The following is an 18,971-nucleotide window of genomic DNA, read 5'->3' as shown; positions in this document are numbered from 1 at the left end:
AATGCCTCTGGCCAAGCAAAGCTTTAACAATGAGACACGGAAAGAAGTTTAACCACCTCAGCCGTAAATCGGCACACCGTAAGGCCATGTTGGCCAATATGGCATGCTCACTTATCGAGCACAAACGTATCAAAACTACCGTAGCCAAAGCCAAGGCGCTGCGTAAATACGTTGAACCAATCATCACTAAGTCTAAGACGGATACCATGCACTCTCGTAGAGTGGTATTTTCCTATTTGAAAAATAAGGAAGCCGTTAAAGAACTATTCGGAACTGTAGCTGATAAAATTGCAGACAGACCCGGAGGTTACACACGTATCCTCAAAATCGGAAATCGTCTGGGAGACAATGCAGAATTGGCTATGATCGAATTGGTGGATTTCAACGAATTGGCGCTTGAGAGTGCACCTTCTAAAGGCAAGAAGAAGTCTCGCCGTAGAAGAGGAGGAGGCAAAGGAAAAGGAAAGCCAAAAGCGGAAGCTACAGCCGTAGTTGAAGAAGCGGAAGTAATCGAAGAAGCTGAAGTGGTAGAAGAGGCTGTTGATCAGGTAGAAGAAGTTGTAGAGGAAACAGTAGAAGAAGTAGCTGAAGCTGCTGAAGAGGTAGCGGAAGAAGTGGTAGAGGAAGCTCCTGCAGAAGTAGAAGCTGCTGTAGAGGAAGTCGTTGAAGAAGCGGCTCCCGAAGTAGAAGCTGCTGTAGAAGAAGTAGTTGAAGAAGCTCCTGCTGCTGAAGTAGAAGCTGATGACCTCACAAAAATCGAAGGTATCGGTCCTAAGATCAAGGAACTCCTGATCGCTGCTGGATTGCCAACCTTCGCTTCTGTTGCTGCTGCAACACCTGAGCAGATCAAAGAGGTCCTTACCAACGCTGGTTCTCGTTATGCCCGCCACAATCCCGGTACATGGCCCAAGCAAGCTGAAATGGCTGCTGCAGGTCAGTGGGATGAGCTGAAAAAATGGCAAGACGAACTTGACGGAGGAAAAGAATAAGCTTTTTCTTAAGAAATTATTTCGGAGCCGCCTTTGGAAAAAGGCGGCTCATTTTTTTGGGAGAAACGAGCCTTCTGCACCAGCCTCTCTTTTTGTTTATGAAAACTGACTTGAGCTGTTAATTGAGAATAGCTTTCAATCTTCTAGAGAAGAAGGGAAATATCTCGTCTGGAAATGATAAGCGTGATAAGACAGGGAAAGAATATGTCTTAGGCAAACTCAAACTCAAATAGCTCGGAGAAGTATTTTCTGAGTTTCTCTTTTACTTCTTCCATATCTACCTGATGGCCTAGTTCCTTTTGTAAGGACGTAACTCCCTTATCGGCTATTCCACAAGGTACAATATGATTGAAATAGCTTAAATCCGTATTTACGTTGAAAGCGAAGCCGTGCATGGTTACCCACCGACTGGCCTTTACCCCAAACGCACAAATCTTACGAGGATTCATGCTTCCAACTCCCAGCCATACGCCCGTTTCTTTAGCTATCCTTCCTCCCTCCAATCCGTAATCCGCTAAGACACGAATCATTACCTCTTCCATAGTCCGTAAATACCAATTGATATCCGTTTTGAATTTCTCTAAATCAAAAATCGGATAACCGGTAATCTGGCCCGGACCGTGATAAGTGATATCTCCTCCCCGATTGATCTTGAAAAACTCAATGCCTTTCGCCTTTAGTCCTTCCTCCTGCAATAAGAGGTGATCAATCTTTCCACTCTTTCCTAAAGTATATACGTGGGGATGCTCGCAAAAAAGCAAATGATGCTGGGTCGCAACCAATTGAGGATTTTTGGTCTTCCTGGCAGCTGATTTTAAGCCCGTATTGACTCTAAGCAGAGATTCTTGTAAATCCCAGGCTTCCTGATAGGAAATCCTGCCCATGTCTTCAAAATTTACCAGATTCTTGCTTTTTGTCTTTTGCATAAATCCTTCTTTTGGCTTAAAGGAGATTATTGGCGGTCGCTGTAACCTTTTTTACTTCAGGAACCAGGGCCTTCATTACCTTTTCTACGCCTTGCTCCATGGTTTGTTTAGCATAGGGACAATGATGGCATGCACCCAACATAGAGAGGTTTAGCACACCATCTGCATAAGATTCAAAAACTATGTCCCCACCATCTTCTCTGGCAGCAGGGCGTATCTTTTTATCCAGAACATCCCGAATGATGGCAACAATCGCATCCTCGGACTTTTCGTGAACGATAGCTTTTGCTCCAAAATAGAGGATAGGCTCATTAGCCGCCAAATGTTGTTGAATCAGGGACTTGAGTTCAAAAAGAGTTTCCTGTTTCCACTCCTTTAGGTATTTATTATCCTTGACTACAGCTACGTAGTTGTGATACATCAATACCCGATCTACATACCTCAACATCATAAGCCTCCGTACCAGCGGAGAATTCTCTGCATCTACGAGATTTTTGAATTCATAAGGCTCATCTGTAAGAATTCCATTTTCCAGGACAAATTTCATCGCATCTGGATTCGGAACTCCTTCTATATGTAATACAACCGTTCTATTCATGCCGCAAAATTACACAATCTGTCAATAATCCTCATACTCATCTTGAGCTTGTTGTAAGGCTCTTTGCAATTCCCCCAAGGTATGAAAGTCTTTTTGCTTTTGGGCCACAGATATCCCTTTCTCGTACGTTTCGACTGCTTTTTCAATATTATCCATCAGTTCCCAAAGTTTCCCCAACTGATAATAAGTGCCAACATAGTCCGGGTGCTCATTTGTTAAACGCGTATAATATTCGAGTGCTTTCGGGTATTTTTCTACCCTATAGTATTCATAAGCAACGGAATAGAGGCTAAACGGATCATTTGGAGCCATGTCCAAGAATCTAAGAAGTTGTTCCAGTTTGTTCTCGTCCATAGGTTTTTTTAATGGTAGAATTTATTAATTTTGTGTCCCAAAATTTTAATAATTACTTCGATACTATGAAGATATTAGTGTGTATCAGCCATGTGCCTGACACCACCACCAAAATTCAGTTTGAAGCTGATGGTAGCAAGTTAAATAGAGCAGGTGTAACTTTTGTTATAAATCCATATTGTGAATATGGATTGTCTCGCGCAATTGGCTTTAAGGAAGAGGGGAAACAAGTGTCAATAACTGCATTGTGTGTGGGAGGCCCGGAAGTTGAACCGACCTTGAGAAAAGCGCTGGCAATCGGTGCTGATGATGCAGTTAGGATAGATGCCGCTGCTACAGATTCCGCTTCTGTTGCTCAACAAATTGCAAAGTATGCTGACGGAAAAGAATTTAAAATAATTTTTACAGGAAAAGAGTCCATTGACTTCAATGGTTCTATGGTTCCGGGAATGATTGCCGAAAGTCTCGATTATGGCTTTGTCTCATTTGCTACGCATATGGAGCTAGGCGGAGAGAACGGTCAGCTTGCCAGCTTGAAAAGAGAAATTGATGGAGGTGAGGAGGTATTGGAAGTAAATCTCCCTGTGGTAGTTAGCTGTCAGAAAGGAATTTCAGAATGGCGCATCCCAAACATGAGAGGAATTATGGCTGCACGTAAGAAGCCCCTTTCTGTAACCAGTCCATCTGATGTTCCTCAACCAGTTAGTACCGTAAAATTTAGCTATCCTCCTGCTAAGGAGCCATGTCAGTATTTCGAAACGGAAGATACTGCGTCTTTGGCTGAGGCATTGGCTGCTAAAGGCCTCTTTTAATTCCTTTTCCACCTTAAACTGATATCATAAATATATGTCTGTATTACTTTTTGCAGAAAATAACCAGGGCACATTTAAGAAAACCATTTTCGAGGCTGCCACCTATGCCTACGATTTGGCTCAGTCTATGGGAGTTGCATTAGAAGCAGTTTCTGTAGGAGCTGTGTCCGAGGATGAATTGAATAAATTGGGAAACTATGGAGTTTCCAAAGTATATACCGTTGGAAATGATAAACTGAACGATTTTATCAATTCCGCTTATGCAGCTGCTATAACAAAAGTAGCTCTGGCTTCTGAAGCAAAAGCAGTGGTATTTGCCCAAACCTATAATGGTCGTGCCGTTGCACCCAGAATAGCTGTAAAACTTAAAGCTGCTCCTCTTTCCGGAGTATTTACCCTCGCAGATGCCGCAAATAGCTTCGGTTCAAGCAAAATGTCTTACTCTGGTAAAGGAGTAGAAGCTTTGAGCGTGAATGCTGAAAAAATGGTTATCACAGTTAAATCCAATGGATATAAAACTGAAGAAAATCCAAGCAGTATCAGCATAGAAGCATTTGAATTCAACCCTATTGAAAAAGATTTGAAAGAAATTGCCAAAGAAATCGTAAAGGCTTCTGAAGGTATTTCTTTGACAGAAGCTGATAATGTAGTTTCTGCGGGTAGAGGAATGAAAGGGCCAGAAAACTGGGGGATGATCGAAGAGCTTGCAGAGCTTTTAGGTGCTGCAACAGCTTGTTCTAAGCCTACTGCAGATATGGGCTGGCGTCCTCACCACGAACACGTGGGACAAACTGGTATTCAAATTGCACCTACCCTGTACATTGCGATCGGAATTTCCGGTGCTATCCAGCATTTGGCTGGGGTTAGTTCTTCCAAAAACATCGTTGTGATCAATAAGGATCCTGAGGCTCCCTTCTTCAAAATCGCTGATTTTGGGATCGTAGGAGATTTGTTTGAAGTAGTTCCAAAACTGATTGAGGCTGTAAAGTCTATTAAGGCAACTGCCTAGTTTTGAGGATTATTTTTCGCTAATTTATATCCTTTTAGATAGTAAAAGGCCTGCTTGTCAGATGACGATAATTCTTGTAACTTCGTTTGAAGCAAGCCGGTGCAAATAAGACATGAACCCTATCCGGCCAATTGGACAGTGCGTAGGTACAATTAGTGTGGATGATAAAAACTATTAGGTGAAAAAGATTCGACTGGACATCATCGGCTTGTCTTCCAGCCATTCTCAAATAGGACACTATGCCTTAGTGTTAGGTGAGAGTAATGGGAATCGGAGATTACCCATTATTATTGGCGGGGCAGAGGCTCAGGCAATAGCCCTTGAGTTGGAGAATATCAAGACCAACCGGCCGATGACTCATGACCTGATATACAATCTTGCCCGCCATTTTGAAATAAACCTTCTGGAAGTTGTAATTAATGATCTTCATGAAGGTATTTTTTATGCAAGATTGATTCTTGAGGTGGATGGAGAAATTCATGAAATCGATAGTCGACCCAGTGATGCCGTTGCAATAGGCGTACGCTTTAAGGTGCCTATCTATACCTATGAGACGGTGCTTTCAGAAGCGGGAATTGTTATTGACGAAAGTGGAGAAGAAGGAGAGACCTTTGCAACAGGTGAGGAAAGCGAGTTTTCTTTGGCGGAGGTTGAAAAATCAGATCCGATTGAAGAGGAGGAAGTAGAAGGAGGAGGAGAAGGAGAAGAGGATAAGATTCCTGTTAAACCAAAGAAGTCCAGCAATAAAACTCTCAAGCAATTGCAGAAGCAACTGGATGAAGCCCTGGCAGGTGAGGATTATGAAGCGGCCGCGAGACTTAGAGATGAGATCAATCGTTTGAATAAAGATTAGATCAGCGAAAAATATACCTAAAGAAAAGGGGCTTGCATTGCAAGCCCCTTTTCTTTATTCAAAATATCGATTAATTCAATTTGAATTTGATGGTAACATTGGTTTCCAAGGTGCCAGATCCAGGTGAGGAAGTAAACTTCCAGCTTCTGATAGCGGCCATCCCGATTTGAACCAAACATCTTTTGTTTGAAATCGGTCTGTATACACGACCTACAGAACCATTGGGCATAATCTGGAATTTGAAGGTAAGCGTACCTTCTTCCTGGCACTTATAATCTGGATCACGAATCGAAAGAATGCCTCTACCATTTGATCCGCCTATGCCTTCACCGAAAGAATAAAGTCCATCATTATTCAGGACATTGGTATTAGGAGTACCCTTATTTCCGGTTCCACTATCTGCACTACCATCATTTGAACCAGAAGGTTTACTACTGGTATTGGTGGAAGGTTTATCTGCAGGCTTACTTTCTGTAGGCTTGGTCTGCGTATTGGTCGGTTTAGGGGTAGGCTTGGGTTCCTGCGGTTTCTCCACTTTGGGTTGTTCGACCGGCTCAGGTTTTTTTACCGGAGGATCGGGCACTGCCACAGGCGTAGGCTTGGGAGTGGTAACCCTGGGAGGAGGCGTTGGAGCAGCCTCTACAGGTTGCGGAGTTGGTTGAGGAGGAGTTGGCTTAGGAGTCTGATTCTCTACCGGATCTGGTACAGCACGTTCACGGGTGTTTACATTTTTGCTTCCTTCCCGCGTATCTCCAAAGTCAATCGCTCCCAAAACTTCATATTTCTTGCCCGGAGGAGGGACGCGATTTCGATAGGCCGTGAAAATCAAACACAACAAAGCCAGAACGACCATGATTGCGGTTGTAGATACAGCACTAACTCGAATATTTTTACGCTCCTGAGCGATTAATTCTGATGAAAACATTCTTTTTTATTGAATGTAGAAATAAGGGTTGTTTTACTCAAATAGCAAAAAAAGTGCTAGATATACAATTGAGCCGGAGACTTCAAGGTCTGGATCAATTCATTTTGAGTTGTCTCTCCCTTATCCTGGTTATACCATTTTTGCAAGCTGAGACTAAACTCACTATAAGAAAGATCAGGATTGGCCTTAAATTCCATAAGCATCTCCTGGGCAGGTGCCGGTCTGGGACCCCAATCTTGCTCTACTTGCATACTTTCTTTATCTACAATTATTAGCTTGGGTATAGACTTGGCTCCATCTGTCAGGAATTTCTCCATCAAGTCGGGATGCTCATCTCTTAGTACCACTCTCAGATCTACCTTATCGCTGGCTGCGGCAATTTTTTGAAGAATAGGTACAGTTTGCGCTGCATCTCCGCACCATGCTTCCGTAATTACCAGCCAGATATAGTCTTTCTCATAAGTTGCAACGATTTCCTCCAACTCTTCTGAAACCTTAAAAGTTTTGTCCAGTCGCTTCATGCGATGTTCATTCATCTTCGTATAATTCGCCATCGACTCACTCTGATTGGGACCACTGGTTTTTCCTTCTGCTACCAGACTTCCCATCAAGGTCCTGTACTCTTCATAACTCATACTCTGACTCACTTTCTCTCTAATTAGCTGCTCCATATCTATCTATTCGATTTTGGGGTTAATAAGTTTAACTATAACTATAACTACAAAAGCCATATTATGTCCCAAAATTAGAAGAGTAAATGAGGAAAGTTTATCGGCTCAGAGACAATTTTCAGTAGGCAATGAAATCAGCGTCAATATGAATTGTTTAATAGAAAAGACTCGCGTTTCTCCCTGAGGCTGCTTTCTCATAGATAGGAGGGATAAAATTTACTCGCTTGTCTATGGAGAAATTTCTGAAAATACAAGATCAATACCCCTTGAAGGAAGAAAAGTATTTATCTAGGTTTGCGCCTTCAAAAAAAATACACGCTATGGATCGGAAATTTTTACTTATTCTGATTTGTCTATTCATTTCATTCGGAAAGCTTTGGGGCCAGGCCTTGAAGGAGATAGACACGGTTTTGGTTACAGCAAGCAATATTCCGCTGACCATTCAGGAGACAGGCCGAAATATTAGTATCATTCAGGCCGAGCAAATAGAAGCCTTACCCTTCAACTCTCTGGACGAACTCCTCCAGTGGATTCCCGGTGTTCAGGTTCAGTCCCGAGGTGGATTTGGGGTTCAGGCAGACATTCTGCTAAGAGGATCGACCTTTAATCAGGTATTGGTATTGGTAGATGGCCTGAAAATGAATGATGCCCTTACCGGACACTTCAATGGGAATATTTCAGTTAGTCCCCGGGAGATTGCCCGCATAGAGATTCTGCGAGGTCCTGCAGCAGCTATTTATGGGCCGGATGCTGTAGGGGGAGTGATCAATTTTGTTACCAAAACTTTCGCCCGAAATATGGAAGAAGGCAATGATATGGGAGGAAGTCTGAGTTATGGAGACAATGAATTGGTTCGAGCTGAACAAGGTGTTTTCTTCCGGAAAGGAAAGTTAAGAGTGGGAGCTGCTATTAATTTCAATGAGTCTGAAGGAGAAAGTATTCCTGAAGAAGTAATAGATTCAACCACTAGCCTTAGCCCTTATCATACTTTCTTTGATGTCAAAACGGTCTCTGCTGCCCTGGGATATAATTTTGACAATGGCCTTTCGCTCAATTTCCGTTCGGCCTATGACCTGAGAGATTTCAATGCCCGCTACTTTTACACAAATAGTACTTTTGATAAGTCCACAGAAACAGTACAAGGCTGGTGGAACCACTTTCGCCTGAATAAATACAGCAAAAAAGGACAAACGGATTTGAGTGTAGCTTTTAAAAGCAATACCGATGAGTTTGTCTTCAGCCCGGATTTCCCTTCGACCAACATTCACACAACACAGTACCTCAATATGACTTTCAATCAGCTGCAGGAATTGAGTGATCAATTTACCCTCAAGGCTGGTATACAAGCAGATCGGAGAAGCATTGAAAGTAATGACAGAGGAGACCACCAGGATTGGCATACTGGCATCTATGCAATGGGAGTTCTTCAACCCTCTGAACAAGTCAACCTCACAGCGAGTTTGCGTTTGGATTATGATGAAAACTATGCCTGGGAACTTTTGCCTCAAGTCAATGCTTCCTGGGTGCTGCCCAAGCTATTGTTGAGAGCTTCTGCGGGAAGAAGTATACGCGCAGCTGATTATACCGAGCGTTATGTATCCAACAATCTCCAAAACCTAACTCCCGGAAGAAGTCTGGGGAATCCGGATCTCCTTGCTGAACAAGGATGGTCAGAAGAATTCGGAGTGGATGTTTACCCGTCTAAAAACCTCACCCTAAAGGCTACCGCCTTTTTTCGGCAGTCAGAAAGGCTTATCGATTATGTAAGTACACCGGCTTCTGAAATAAGCATCGGAAGCTTGCAGGAAGGCGGGAACTACTTTTTCGCCCAAAACATCTCCGCAGTAAATACCGATGGAGTCGAAGTTGAAGCCTGGTATCAGGAAGATTTTGGGAATAATACCCGCCTTCGGTTAAGCCTGGGATATACCTATCTTAATACTACCAATGATCAGGGGATAGTCTCTGTTTACATTTCCAGCCACGCCCAGCACCTCCTGACCACTCAACTTATTCTGAATGTCGATAAGGTAGAATTGGCCATAGGAGGACATTATATAGGCAGAGATGCTCGGGAAGCCCTTGCGATCAATGCTTCGCTCAATCCCAGTTATAGTGTTTGGCATGGACGTTTTTCTGGCGAAATTATTGACGGCATACGCGTCCACGTTCAGATGCAAAACATCTTCAACACCCAGTATCAAAATATTCTTGGTGCTCGTATGCCCGGATCCTGGTTACAGGCAGGGATTAGTTGGAGGATAAAATAAAGATAAGCGTGTTGGAGTGTTGGCGTATAGAAGTTGAATTAAATCGAAGAAACGCCAACACACTAACACGCTAAAACCCCCACACGTTCTTATATTTGCTTTGCAAGCTTTCAACCCCTTTGCCTGGAATTATGCAAAGAAATCTAGCCATTTTGATCAGCTTTCTGATCCTCTTTTCGCCTGCAGGATTGGAGGCGCAAACGGATGCTCAAATCCTGGAAGGGCATTTCCATCGAAATGATACCTCCTATTTCTTTTTCTCTGAAAAAGTTTATGAAGTAAATACTCCTAAAAGAGTCGTTCTTACAGGTTCTTTTCGCGGATGGAGCCAGGATATGGATGAGCAAGAATGGCAGTTAGTTTCTCAAGCTAATTCCCTTTGGACTTTACACCTATACAATCCTAAATTTACACGCATTCCACCCCACGCTGAATTCAAATTTCGCATGGATGATGGGATTTGGTTACAACCTCCTTCTGAAGCTGCAAATAGCAAAGGAGGTAATCTCGTTTTTTTACAAGACATAATCCCAGCTATGCTGAAAGCAGAACTCAAGTCATCCGGGAATATCTGGGTGGAAGTACAATCCTTCGAACGGCCCATAGATCCTGAGGCTTATATCCTCACTGATGCAGATGGAAAAGAAATTCCTATTGCAGAGGTGCTCCCAAATAGTGCCCATGATGCGCTGTTGATACCTGGAGAGAAAATCGACATTCGCAGGGTCTATTACCTGGAATTGAAAGCCAGCAATCTCAAAGCCTGGTGCTCCTTTGATGGTTGGTTTCGTGAACTCTATTCAAATAAAGCGTTAGGAGCAAATATCAATGACGACGGGACTGAGACGGTCTTTCGCATTTTTTCTCCTCGCTCCTCTGAGGTCAGGCTTTATCTATACAAAGGAAAAGATGACAAAAAGGCTTACGAAACGATAGAAATGCAGCGGGATAAGGAAGGGGTTTGGGAAAGTTTCCATCAGGAGGATTTGTCGGGCGTATGGTATGACTTCACTGTACATGGTCCCAACGATCCAGGCAATCATTTTTATGAGACAGAGCCCACACACATCAGCGATCCCTATTGCAGGGTGAGTGATGATAGCTGGGGGAAATGCATGGTGGCACCCAAAACGATTCCTGCCAGTCCTTTAGCAAATGGCATCCCTCCGATGGAAAGTGTTATAGCCTATGAGGTCCATGTGCAGGATTTTACAGATCTACTTCCGGTAGATGATAAGATTAAAGGAACCCTTCCCGCTTTTTATAAGAGTGGTCTAAAGAATAGCAGAGGGAAAAAGATTGGCTTTGATTACCTCCTTGATTTGGGGATAAATACGGTCCATCTCATGCCGGTGCAGGAATTTCTTCATTACAAAGATGAGGATTGGAAGCCTGCATTCAAGGATGATCCTTTTATGATTGAGCAAGGCATTGCTGATGAAAATTATCAATGGGGGTATCGTACATCTCATTGTTTTGCTGTCGAAAGTCGCTATCGCCAAAGAGATACAAAGCCCGGAGCTGAACGAGAGCAATTTCGGGATTTGGTACAGGCTTTTCATGATAAAGGAATTGCAGTCATCATTGATATCGTTCCTAATCATACAGCTGAGAATATGGACAAAGATCCTTACTATTTCCACTTCAGTGTACTGGACAAAGTCTATTATTATCGCACGAAAGAATTGGAACTGATTGGTGAATATGGGAATGAGGTGAAGACAGAAAACAGACCTATGGTCCAGCGATGGTTGATTGACCAATGTAAACACTGGATAGAGGAATTTGGGATAGATGGCTTTCGGGTTGATTTGGCTGGGCAAATAGACCGGCAAAGTTTGCAGAAATTGCGGGAGGCGCTGGGACCGGATATCATCATATACGGAGAACCCTGGATTGCCTCTTATGATCCGGACTTTGAAAATAATCCTAGTTGGGATTGGTATAAGCATAATTCCCCCATCACTTTTTTCCAGGACGATTCAAGAAATGCTTTCAAAGGCCCGGTTTCCAATCCGGAGGTAAAAGAAAGAGATCAGGGATATGCGGGAGGAAATTTCAGGGAGTTTGAGAAAGTGAAGTTGGCTTTGATGAATAAATTTGCGGACGACAAGACTCCCCTAAGTGGAATCAATTACCTGGATATTCATGACAATTGGGCTTTGGCAGATCAATTCGCGAATGATAATTGGGATGGTCGAATGGGCGTGGATGAGGATCGCTACAAAATCGCGGCTTTACTTCTTTATACTTCCCTTGGTCCTATCGTGACCCATGGAGGTACAGAGATGATTCGTTCCAAAGGACATGCTGCATTGAGGGAGGACGTAAAAGAGATGGTCAATGGAACCAAAGTCTTCCTTCATGGAAAACGAGATACCTATAATATGCGCACCGCCAATCAGTTTATTTGGGAAAATCTCGGAAAATCTAAAAAAGACGAAGATTGCCATTGCGACTATGAGAATATGTATCAGTTCTGGCGAGGCTTGAATCGTTTCAGATTGAGTGATGCGGGAGCAATTTTTCGGGTGAAAGACTCTGTGGCTGACGACTACTTCCAATGGATAGATACGGTCAATCCATATCAATTGGGATATATAGTTGATGGGAAAGTTTTTGTCCTGATCAATACCGGATCGGAAGAACACAAATGGGAGGAAGTTGATCTTCCTGCCGGAAAGTGGAAATTGATTGGAAATAATACCGCCTTCGATCATGAGAAAGGCGTCAAAGATGACAAATCCCTTCGCAATCTTGAAGGCGGCAAAAAACACTCGTTTAGACTGGCCGGAAAGAACTTCAAAGTGTGGATAAAGAACGATTAGCCTAAGCTACATGGGCTAAACTTGAAGAATACTTATCCAGTCTTAGAGTGTCGACCTTGCTACATAGCTTGTTGATATGCTGATGTCCCTCTATTTGCCCTTTTGCATCGGGCTTGAGAGAAGCATGGCAAATGTCCATGCTCAGTAGTTCATGTGCGATAGCACCTTCCCGACTATGTATGGCTGGAGCAAGGCCGGATAGCAGGATTCCTGCCCGGGCCAGTAAACTTGTTTCTCCGGGATAAACGCCCAGTTCGCAACGTATCCCATATTTATGTGCGAGTTTGTAGATAGCAAGGCTTTGAAAAATACCTCCATGCTTGGAGAGTTTTAGGTTAAACCCCTTGCATGCTTCTGTTTTGATCAGCCTGACAGCATCTTTATATCGTCTAATAGATTCATCGGCAATAAAGATGAGTTCGTTTCCATAATGTCGCTGCAGTTTTTGCATGCGTAGATCCTGATCGGTTTCGAACGGCTGTTCAAATTGATAAATCCCCTTTTCTATCAGAATAGGAATCTGTTCAAGAGCATCTGCTGTATTCCAGGAGCAATCCAGGTCGAGTTGAATATCAATATCGGCCCCGTAGATTTGCTTCAGGATTTGAATATTTTCCAGACTCAGTTGTAGGTTCCTATCGGCTTTCAATTTGACCCTGGAAAAGGAAAACTTCTGGAGAAGGGGACGCATTAAGCTTAGGTCTCCTAAAGGAATCACACCGGTATAATCAAGAATCTTCGGAATTTCTGTTTCGAAAATCTGATCAAGACTCTTTCCGGTTTCTTTGGAAAAGGCATTGAGTAATGCTATTTCCAATACACAAAGACTAGACTCTCCTATCAGCTCCGCAATCTCTTCGGTGATGAATTCTCTTATCTCTTCCAGGCGGGTGAAATTAGCTTGTAAGAGAGAATGCTTGATGAATTCAATATCTGATTTCACGGACCAGGGACTTTCTCCATTCACAAATCCCAGAGGATTTGATTCTCCAAAGGCGGTAATTCCATTTTGAGTGTGAAGTTCTAGAATTACGGATTCGGATTGTTTTGTGCGATAATTTGCCTGACTGAATGCCATTTTTAAGGGTAGCCTTATATATCGCAACTTCAGGTATTTGATCTTCATGACTTGAATTTTACGGGTATTCTTAGGTAAATAGTGCAGGCAAGTAATAGAGCTCCAGAGAGCCTTGATAATTGCCTGCATTTAGGGTCATTTCTAATTCATATCTGGGTGTCGTTGTAAAAGGGCTGTTGCCGGGATCGTTTGTGTGCTTTTGAGCGATCAGTTTTTTTGCGCGATAAACAGCAGGTCCTGTTGTTTGTCAGTTTGTGTGCTAAAGTTTTTCCAGAATCCCTCGGCCAAATAGAAGTGTCCTTCTTCAAAGCTCATGATTGTGTTTTCTTTTACAGAAGTTTTATCCTCCCCGGTATAAAAAATTTCTGCAAGTTGAGAATCTGGAATTTCAGGGTATTCTATTTCTTGTATAGGGATTTGTACGTTACTTAATTCACAGGTTTGCTGGAAAACAAGGCTTTTGTTGATTGTTGAGTTATCCTCCTGTCCGAAGATCATGCAGATCGCGCTAATAAGGATTTTTAAAGTTTTCATTACAGTATTGTTAGGATGCTGTCTTTGTATCGTCCTTACAAAAGTGCAAATGAATAGCTAGCGGATTGAATAGGGGATTCCGATAAGGAAAATAAGGGTTTTCCGTAGGGTAAATCCTAGGAATTCGGGATATCTACTCGTTTACCAGTAGAAAAGTAAACGGGATTTCCAGTAGAAATTGGGAGGGGCAAAAAAAGGGAGATTTGTAAAAACTATTTTACTTCTATAAATCCGAGGGCAATGGCTTTTTTTATTAGGAGGGCTACTTTATTAACGCCAAACTTCGCGAAGATATTTCTTCGGTGTACTTCAACAGTTGCTTCTTTATTTCCAATTTCCTCCGCGATTTCACGGGAACTCAAACCATCGGCCAGGTAGTTGAGGATTCTTTTTTCTGTTTTGGTTAAGACTATTTTCGATTCCTTTATTTTTTCTTTTTTCTTTTCAAAGAGACCGATGGAATCCTCGATTTCTTTAGAATAGTATCTTTTCCCCTGGTTTACATATCTGATAACTTCCTCTATATGGGAGCTCTTTAAGACATAGCCCTCTATACCTGCATCCAACATCTTCTTTCCATAGGAGCCTTCACTATGCATGCTTAGCATAATGACTTTGATGCCTCGGTAGGAATTTCTGATATAACTAGCTAATTCCAGGCCTTCGGTTTCATTGTTTTTGATTCTGATATCGAGGAGGGCAATATTTATGCTGTGTGCCTTATCAGTCAGGAATCCCTTTGCCTCTGCAGCATCAGAAGCAGTAGCAATAACCTTGAAGTCTTCTTCATTATTTAACCGATGCTCAAGCGATTCTGCAAAAACCGCATGATCATCCACTATCAGGATATGGGTCATGTTATTAGCCAGGAGAGAACGTATGTTTGGGATTTAGCGCTAGAATGTTAGTCTCTTTCAGTTGGTACCTCGATTATTACAGTGGTTCCTTGCCCAATTAGGCTGTCAAAATCCAATTTTCCATCGATTTGTGCAACCCTATTTTCAATATTCTGCATACCCATGCCGGATTTCACCTTTTCGGGATTAAAACCCTTCCCATCATCTTCCAACATGAGCGTTAGCTTATCTTCTTCATAAGTAAGTTGCAAAAAAACTTCTGAAGCCTGGGCATGTTTGATCACATTTTGTAAAAGTTCCTGAGCTACCCTATACAATTGTAATTCGGCTTTGGGGCTGACATGAGACTCTGAGATGCTTGTGCTGTTAAAGTGAACCTGCAGGCTTCCATTATTATTAAGGGCATCACAAAATTGCTGTAAGGAATCATCCAGGCCCAAATCTTCCAGATGAAGCGCTTTCATTTGGTGGGATAAAGTGCGGGTATTATCTGTGGCACTCTGAAGGAGTTTATGGGTATTTCTGTAACTGTCTATCAGTTCTGTTGGCATTTTGTTTTCCATGCCTTCCAGGCTGAATTTCACAGCTGCGAGGGTGCCGCCCAATTGATCATGCAATTCTCTTGCGATTCGAGTCCTTTCATCTTCTTGCCCTTCGATTCGGGAATTTAGATTTTCGATGGTCTGTTCTTGAATGAGGTCTACAACGATTTGGCTATTGATCTCAGCTTGTTGTTCCATCCGAATCTTTCGGGAACGTGCACGATAGAAGTAGAAGATGCCTAAAGCACCTGCCAATAAGAAAGCAAGAATGCTTATGAGCAATTGTTTGGTTCGGCGCTCACTTTCCTGCTCTGCCAAAATTTTTGCCTGTTCTTTTTTCTGTGTATCAAAGTGGACCTCTGCAAAGCGAATTACCGCTTCATCTTTATTCCTCTGTATACTATCTCGAATTGCAATGGATTTTTTATAATGTTCTAGGGCCCTTTCTCCCATATTGAGATTTTCATAGGTATCTGAAAGAGTCTTGAACATACCTGCCAGGATAATCCCCTCTCGATTTTCACGGGCAAGTTGAATTCCTTTTCTCAGCGTATCTATAGCGGTCTGAAAGTTTTTAAGGCGACGATTTATTGCCCCTAAATTCCAGTAATCAAGGATTAATCTGTCTAGCTTCTTTTTATCCGCATGATAGCTAAGAGATTGTTGATGATATTCTATTGAGTTGAGATAATTTTTATTACCAGAGCCCGGAGATTTTTTCTCTAGGAGATCTCCTAATTCCTGATAGCTAAAGCCTAAATTGGTGAAGGCTTCCGGGCTATCCACCGATTTGAGGGTAGCAATTGCCTGCTCAAAATGATTTTCTTTTATAAGGAGCGTACCTTTCATCAGAGATGCTCTGACTTTCCTATGCTTCCCGGAAAAGTCTTCTAGCAACCGATCTATGGTTTCGAATTCTTCATTCGCCATCTCCAATTTCCCCTGGTCCAAAAAGTATTCAACCAGGTCTAGTTCAACATCAATTAATTTTTCAGTTGAATCCAGTTTCCCCCAAAAATCCAGGGCATATCGGGTATTCTCTAAAGATTTTTCATACTCTCCCTGTTGCTGGAAATTGAAGCCCATTTCTTCTCGGGTCAATGCAAGCCACAAGGTATCCCTTATGGTCGAGAGGGACGCCAAGGCTTGCTGATAATAATCATCAGCAACATGGTAGAGTCCGCCAATTCGATAAAATGCTCCAACCTTAGTCAGCCAACGGGCACTTCTTTTTGGAAGATTGTATTCCTGACTTAAGCGTAATGCTTTACGGGATAAGGCAATGGCAGAATCACTGTCCTGCGAGTAGATTTGGTAGGCCAGTTTTCCAATGCTATCAACTTCTTGCTTTTGATGTTTTTTGGACGGATTGGCAAAATTCCCTGCCTCTCCATTTTCAGAATTACATCCATAAATGCAGAAACAAATGATGCTCAATAGAACTCTGAAAAAGGAGAGGGAATAGGAATTTTTCATTTAACTATGATTTTCTTTTCGGAAATTCAGGATCAACCTCCATCTCCTCCTCCTCCAGGTGGTGGTTTACTCCCACCGGAAGTTCCTCCTCCTACTGCTCTTGCAATATGCTTACGACTCAATTTATCAATAATTGGGAAATCAGGGTAGCCCATATTTGGAATATGTGCTTCTTGCCCCAATCCTTCTTCCTGATAAAGAAGTCCGACAGAGTCAGAATCATCAGAGGCATCTCCAAGATCTACCCTCGAAAAACCGACTCTCTTCAGATTTTTCTCAGAATAGTTTTGATCCTGATCATAGTCAAAGGGATCATAGATGGGATAGGAACCTCCGCTTATATCTCCCGCTTCCAGATAAAGCACTTCAACCTCAATAGATTCCAGATTACTCCAATCAGATTTATTGAAATAATAGAGATAATCATTGGGGTGAGCATTGATTTGGGAAGTCGCGGCAAAAAGCAAAAACCTGACCTGAGCCACTTTCCCTTTTTTACTTTTCTTTTGGGGCTTTCGCTGGTATATCTGATAGCCATTTGGCACAGATAAGCATACCCCCAAATAATAGATTTCCATGCCCTTATCTGGCGACAGATATTTCTGTTGCAGACTTATATAGGGCTTCAAACTCATCATAAGTTTACGATTATAGAGTGAAAGATGTGTATATGTAAGTATCAAAATTGAATCCGTGCTTCCAGCTCTTCACGACTGATAGGCATTTCTGCAAATTTTAGTAGGTCTTTCAGTTCGAAATGGGAGGATTCTCGTTCTATGATTCCTTCTTGTTCAGGATTCCATGCCGGATTCTGATGCAGGAAAGATTCGGGATCTGCTAATAATTTTGCCAGGAAGACTTCGGCTATAATTTGGCCTCCAAGGGGACCTAATTGTGTGCCATCATGATGGTGCTCTGCTTCCTGAAGTACATAGTACCAAAGAGGAGTCTCCTGTTTGCTACTTAATTTTTTGAGGGCTTTGATCCCCATTTTTTTTGCGAGGGTCTGTCCCGACGCTAATTCAAAACTCAATCCCCTGAGCAAGTTTTGCCTGGCCATACTTACCGCTTCATCCTTATCCCCAGGGATTTTTGACATGGGACCTGCCATAGAAGTATCTATCCGTTGAGAATATTGCGGCTCCGGATGATCCTTGAATTGGAGGAAACGATTCCATTGAAGACTGTGGAAAGCTGGTAAACTTCTTCCTCCCCTTAAATCCGCTTCTCTTTTTTCGAAATCAAAAATTTTAAAAGCTCGGGCTTCTGCACGACCCGTTCGGGGGTTTCGAGCATTCGGAATTTCATTGAGATAATAAGAAGGACGGATCATGCTATGCCCCATGCGGTATGCTGCTCCGCTAAATTCAAGTGGGAGATAGCTGAAAGAAGCGTTTTGTAAATAACTCAGATTTACTTTCGCTTTTTTTGCATCCGGTCTACTGATTTTGCTATACAATAGTTCCTCTCCCAACAGCCTTTTCAGATAATCATGGACAATGATCCATTGATAATGCCAACTATTGAGTCTTTTCGCTTCGGTAAATAAATCCCCTTTAAAGGATGATTCCTTTAGATGCTTGATGAATGCATTATGTAAGTTGAGGAAGAGTAAATGTATCTGAGCAATCATAATGCTCATATCATTGCGAGGATCTGCAATGATGGCTGATCCGGAAGAATCTCTGGGCAAATCATCTTCACCCAGAGAATTTGTTCCGATTTTTAACAGGTGGCTCTTGGTAAGAAAAGAATTACGGTTTTCTCCGAATTTCCCGTATACGGAATCCAGATCCATGCAAGGTGTTTGATCTCCAATTACCCAGGGCTTTCCTGAGAATTTTTTGGGGATCGCTGTGATGTCATGGCTAACAAATTGACCAAAATAGGTGTATGCTGCAGGGATACGTGGATTGGTTTTTGGTGTGCGAGCTGTGTGCATTGCTTCAGCAAGAACAGATAGTTCCTGCTCACTAATCTCCAAAGCTGCTAAGTCTGGAAATATCTTGAACGTAACAGGTGTAATCCCACGAGAAGTATGAGCTTTTCGGGATTCTTTATCTTTCCTTGGCGATAATCTGAACGCACGAACAACATCCAATGATGAGCTTCCGTGATTCATAGGGAGTTAATAAGGGGTTTTCGCTAAGCGAAACGGTGTTTTTTTAGGTTGCAAAAATGAAATACGTGTGAATAAATCACATTGTTTACTCCAAACTCTGAAAAAAAACCATTTCACAAGTATTCTT

Annotated in this window: 17 protein-coding genes; 6 read left to right on the top strand and 11 right to left on the bottom strand. The window is 42.4% G+C overall.

The genetic code is table 11. From position 1 onward, the window contains the following. The first annotated feature begins 29 nt into the window (after positions 1-29). Positions 30-989 carry a 50S ribosomal protein L17 gene (gene rplQ, locus R8P61_24185; protein MDW3650194.1) on the top strand — a complete coding sequence of 320 codons (960 nt, stop codon included), beginning with the start codon at positions 30-32 and terminating at the stop codon, positions 987-989. A gap of 209 nt (positions 990-1,198) precedes the next feature. Here rplQ and lipB read toward each other — a convergent pair whose 3' ends face one another. The 3 genes from lipB to R8P61_24170 are packed head-to-tail and all read right to left on the bottom strand — an operon-like array spanning position 1,199 to position 2,867. Further along, positions 1,199-1,915 carry a lipoyl(octanoyl) transferase LipB gene (gene lipB, locus R8P61_24180; GenBank protein MDW3650193.1) on the bottom strand — a complete coding sequence of 239 codons (717 nt, stop codon included), beginning with the start codon at positions 1,913-1,915 and terminating at the stop codon, positions 1,199-1,201. Between the two features lie 16 nt (positions 1,916-1,931). Continuing rightward, a complete protein-coding gene (locus tag R8P61_24175; protein ID MDW3650192.1) occupies positions 1,932-2,513 on the bottom strand; it encodes a NifU family protein in 582 nt (193 codons plus the stop codon). A gap of 21 nt (positions 2,514-2,534) precedes the next feature. Beyond that, positions 2,535-2,867: a tetratricopeptide repeat protein gene (locus R8P61_24170; GenBank protein MDW3650191.1), complete on the bottom strand. Its 333-nt coding sequence runs from the start codon at positions 2,865-2,867 to the stop codon at positions 2,535-2,537. Positions 2,868-2,932: 65 nt separating this feature from the next. On the opposite strand from R8P61_24170, the gene R8P61_24165 reads away from it, so the two are divergent. The 3 genes from R8P61_24165 (at position 2,933) to R8P61_24155 (ending at position 5,541) form a co-directional block, all read left to right on the top strand. After that, entirely contained in the window at positions 2,933-3,679 is a 747-nt protein-coding gene (locus tag R8P61_24165; protein MDW3650190.1) for an electron transfer flavoprotein subunit beta/FixA family protein, read from the top strand. 34 nt (positions 3,680-3,713) lie between these two features. Further along, the gene (locus R8P61_24160; protein ID MDW3650189.1) at positions 3,714-4,688 is read left to right on the top strand and encodes an electron transfer flavoprotein subunit alpha/FixB family protein; all 975 of its coding nucleotides are present in this window, start codon (positions 3,714-3,716) and stop codon (positions 4,686-4,688) included. 178 nt (positions 4,689-4,866) lie between these two features. Continuing rightward, a complete protein-coding gene (locus R8P61_24155) occupies positions 4,867-5,541 on the top strand; it encodes a bifunctional nuclease family protein (GenBank protein ID MDW3650188.1) in 675 nt (224 codons plus the stop codon). Positions 5,542-5,611: 70 nt separating this feature from the next. Here the strand turns inward: R8P61_24155 and R8P61_24150 are convergent, their stop codons facing one another. Both R8P61_24150 and R8P61_24145 read right to left on the bottom strand, forming a co-directional pair. Continuing rightward, positions 5,612-6,466: a hypothetical protein gene (locus R8P61_24150; GenBank protein ID MDW3650187.1), complete on the bottom strand. Its 855-nt coding sequence runs from the start codon at positions 6,464-6,466 to the stop codon at positions 5,612-5,614. A 56-nt stretch (positions 6,467-6,522) separates the two neighbouring features. Then, entirely contained in the window at positions 6,523-7,137 is a 615-nt protein-coding gene (locus R8P61_24145) for a thioredoxin family protein (protein ID MDW3650186.1), read from the bottom strand. Between the two features lie 320 nt (positions 7,138-7,457). Here R8P61_24145 and R8P61_24140 point away from each other — a divergent pair, with 320 nt between their 5' ends. Beyond that, a complete protein-coding gene (locus R8P61_24140; GenBank protein MDW3650185.1) occupies positions 7,458-9,407 on the top strand; it encodes a TonB-dependent receptor in 1,950 nt (649 codons plus the stop codon). A gap of 131 nt (positions 9,408-9,538) precedes the next feature. Then, positions 9,539-12,235: an alpha-amylase family glycosyl hydrolase gene (locus R8P61_24135; protein MDW3650184.1), complete on the top strand. Its 2,697-nt coding sequence runs from the start codon at positions 9,539-9,541 to the stop codon at positions 12,233-12,235. A 1-nt stretch (position 12,236) separates the two neighbouring features. Here the strand turns inward: R8P61_24135 and R8P61_24130 are convergent, their stop codons facing one another. From R8P61_24130 to R8P61_24105, 6 genes are all read right to left on the bottom strand, one after another. After that, positions 12,237-13,361, bottom strand: a complete 1,125-nt coding sequence (locus R8P61_24130; protein MDW3650183.1) for an enolase C-terminal domain-like protein — start codon at positions 13,359-13,361, stop codon at positions 12,237-12,239. A gap of 159 nt (positions 13,362-13,520) precedes the next feature. Beyond that, positions 13,521-13,847: a hypothetical protein gene (locus tag R8P61_24125; protein MDW3650182.1), complete on the bottom strand. Its 327-nt coding sequence runs from the start codon at positions 13,845-13,847 to the stop codon at positions 13,521-13,523. 212 nt (positions 13,848-14,059) lie between these two features. After that, positions 14,060-14,704: a response regulator transcription factor gene (locus R8P61_24120; protein MDW3650181.1), complete on the bottom strand. Its 645-nt coding sequence runs from the start codon at positions 14,702-14,704 to the stop codon at positions 14,060-14,062. A gap of 47 nt (positions 14,705-14,751) precedes the next feature. Next, the gene (locus tag R8P61_24115) at positions 14,752-16,722 is read right to left on the bottom strand and encodes a histidine kinase (protein ID MDW3650180.1); all 1,971 of its coding nucleotides are present in this window, start codon (positions 16,720-16,722) and stop codon (positions 14,752-14,754) included. A 32-nt stretch (positions 16,723-16,754) separates the two neighbouring features. Beyond that, the gene (locus R8P61_24110; GenBank protein MDW3650179.1) at positions 16,755-17,360 is read right to left on the bottom strand and encodes a hypothetical protein; all 606 of its coding nucleotides are present in this window, start codon (positions 17,358-17,360) and stop codon (positions 16,755-16,757) included. Between the two features lie 41 nt (positions 17,361-17,401). Then, positions 17,402-18,844: a peroxidase family protein gene (locus tag R8P61_24105; protein ID MDW3650178.1), complete on the bottom strand. Its 1,443-nt coding sequence runs from the start codon at positions 18,842-18,844 to the stop codon at positions 17,402-17,404. Positions 18,845-18,971 lie beyond the last annotated feature (127 nt).

The organism is Bacteroidia bacterium (genome assembly GCA_033391075.1).
GTDB lineage: Bacteria > Bacteroidota > Bacteroidia > J057 > J057 > JAWPMV01.
This window is presented reverse-complemented; position numbering and strand designations above follow the sequence as displayed.

Bases quoted from the DNA above. Each gene is read 5' to 3' on its own strand.
- R8P61_24130 (MDW3650183.1), bottom strand. From the start codon at position 13,361: ATGAAGATCAAATACCTGAAGTTGCGATATATAAGGCTACCCTTAAAA.
- R8P61_24105 (MDW3650178.1), bottom strand. From the start codon at position 18,844: ATGAATCACGGAAGCTCATCATTGGATGTTGTTCGTGCGTTCAGATTA.
- R8P61_24150 (MDW3650187.1), bottom strand. From the start codon at position 6,466: ATGTTTTCATCAGAATTAATCGCTCAGGAGCGTAAAAATATTCGAGTT.
- R8P61_24135 (MDW3650184.1), top strand. From the start codon at position 9,539: ATGCAAAGAAATCTAGCCATTTTGATCAGCTTTCTGATCCTCTTTTCG.
- R8P61_24110 (MDW3650179.1), bottom strand. From the start codon at position 17,360: ATGATGAGTTTGAAGCCCTATATAAGTCTGCAACAGAAATATCTGTCG.
- R8P61_24145 (MDW3650186.1), bottom strand. From the start codon at position 7,137: ATGGAGCAGCTAATTAGAGAGAAAGTGAGTCAGAGTATGAGTTATGAA.
- lipB (MDW3650193.1), bottom strand. From the start codon at position 1,915: ATGCAAAAGACAAAAAGCAAGAATCTGGTAAATTTTGAAGACATGGGC.
- R8P61_24165 (MDW3650190.1), top strand. From the start codon at position 2,933: ATGAAGATATTAGTGTGTATCAGCCATGTGCCTGACACCACCACCAAA.
- R8P61_24115 (MDW3650180.1), bottom strand. From the start codon at position 16,722: ATGAAAAATTCCTATTCCCTCTCCTTTTTCAGAGTTCTATTGAGCATC.
- R8P61_24160 (MDW3650189.1), top strand. From the start codon at position 3,714: ATGTCTGTATTACTTTTTGCAGAAAATAACCAGGGCACATTTAAGAAA.
- R8P61_24140 (MDW3650185.1), top strand. From the start codon at position 7,458: ATGGATCGGAAATTTTTACTTATTCTGATTTGTCTATTCATTTCATTC.
- R8P61_24170 (MDW3650191.1), bottom strand. From the start codon at position 2,867: ATGGACGAGAACAAACTGGAACAACTTCTTAGATTCTTGGACATGGCT.
- rplQ (MDW3650194.1), top strand. From the start codon at position 30: ATGAGACACGGAAAGAAGTTTAACCACCTCAGCCGTAAATCGGCACAC.
- R8P61_24120 (MDW3650181.1), bottom strand. From the start codon at position 14,704: ATGACCCATATCCTGATAGTGGATGATCATGCGGTTTTTGCAGAATCG.
- R8P61_24125 (MDW3650182.1), bottom strand. From the start codon at position 13,847: ATGAAAACTTTAAAAATCCTTATTAGCGCGATCTGCATGATCTTCGGA.
- R8P61_24175 (MDW3650192.1), bottom strand. From the start codon at position 2,513: ATGAATAGAACGGTTGTATTACATATAGAAGGAGTTCCGAATCCAGAT.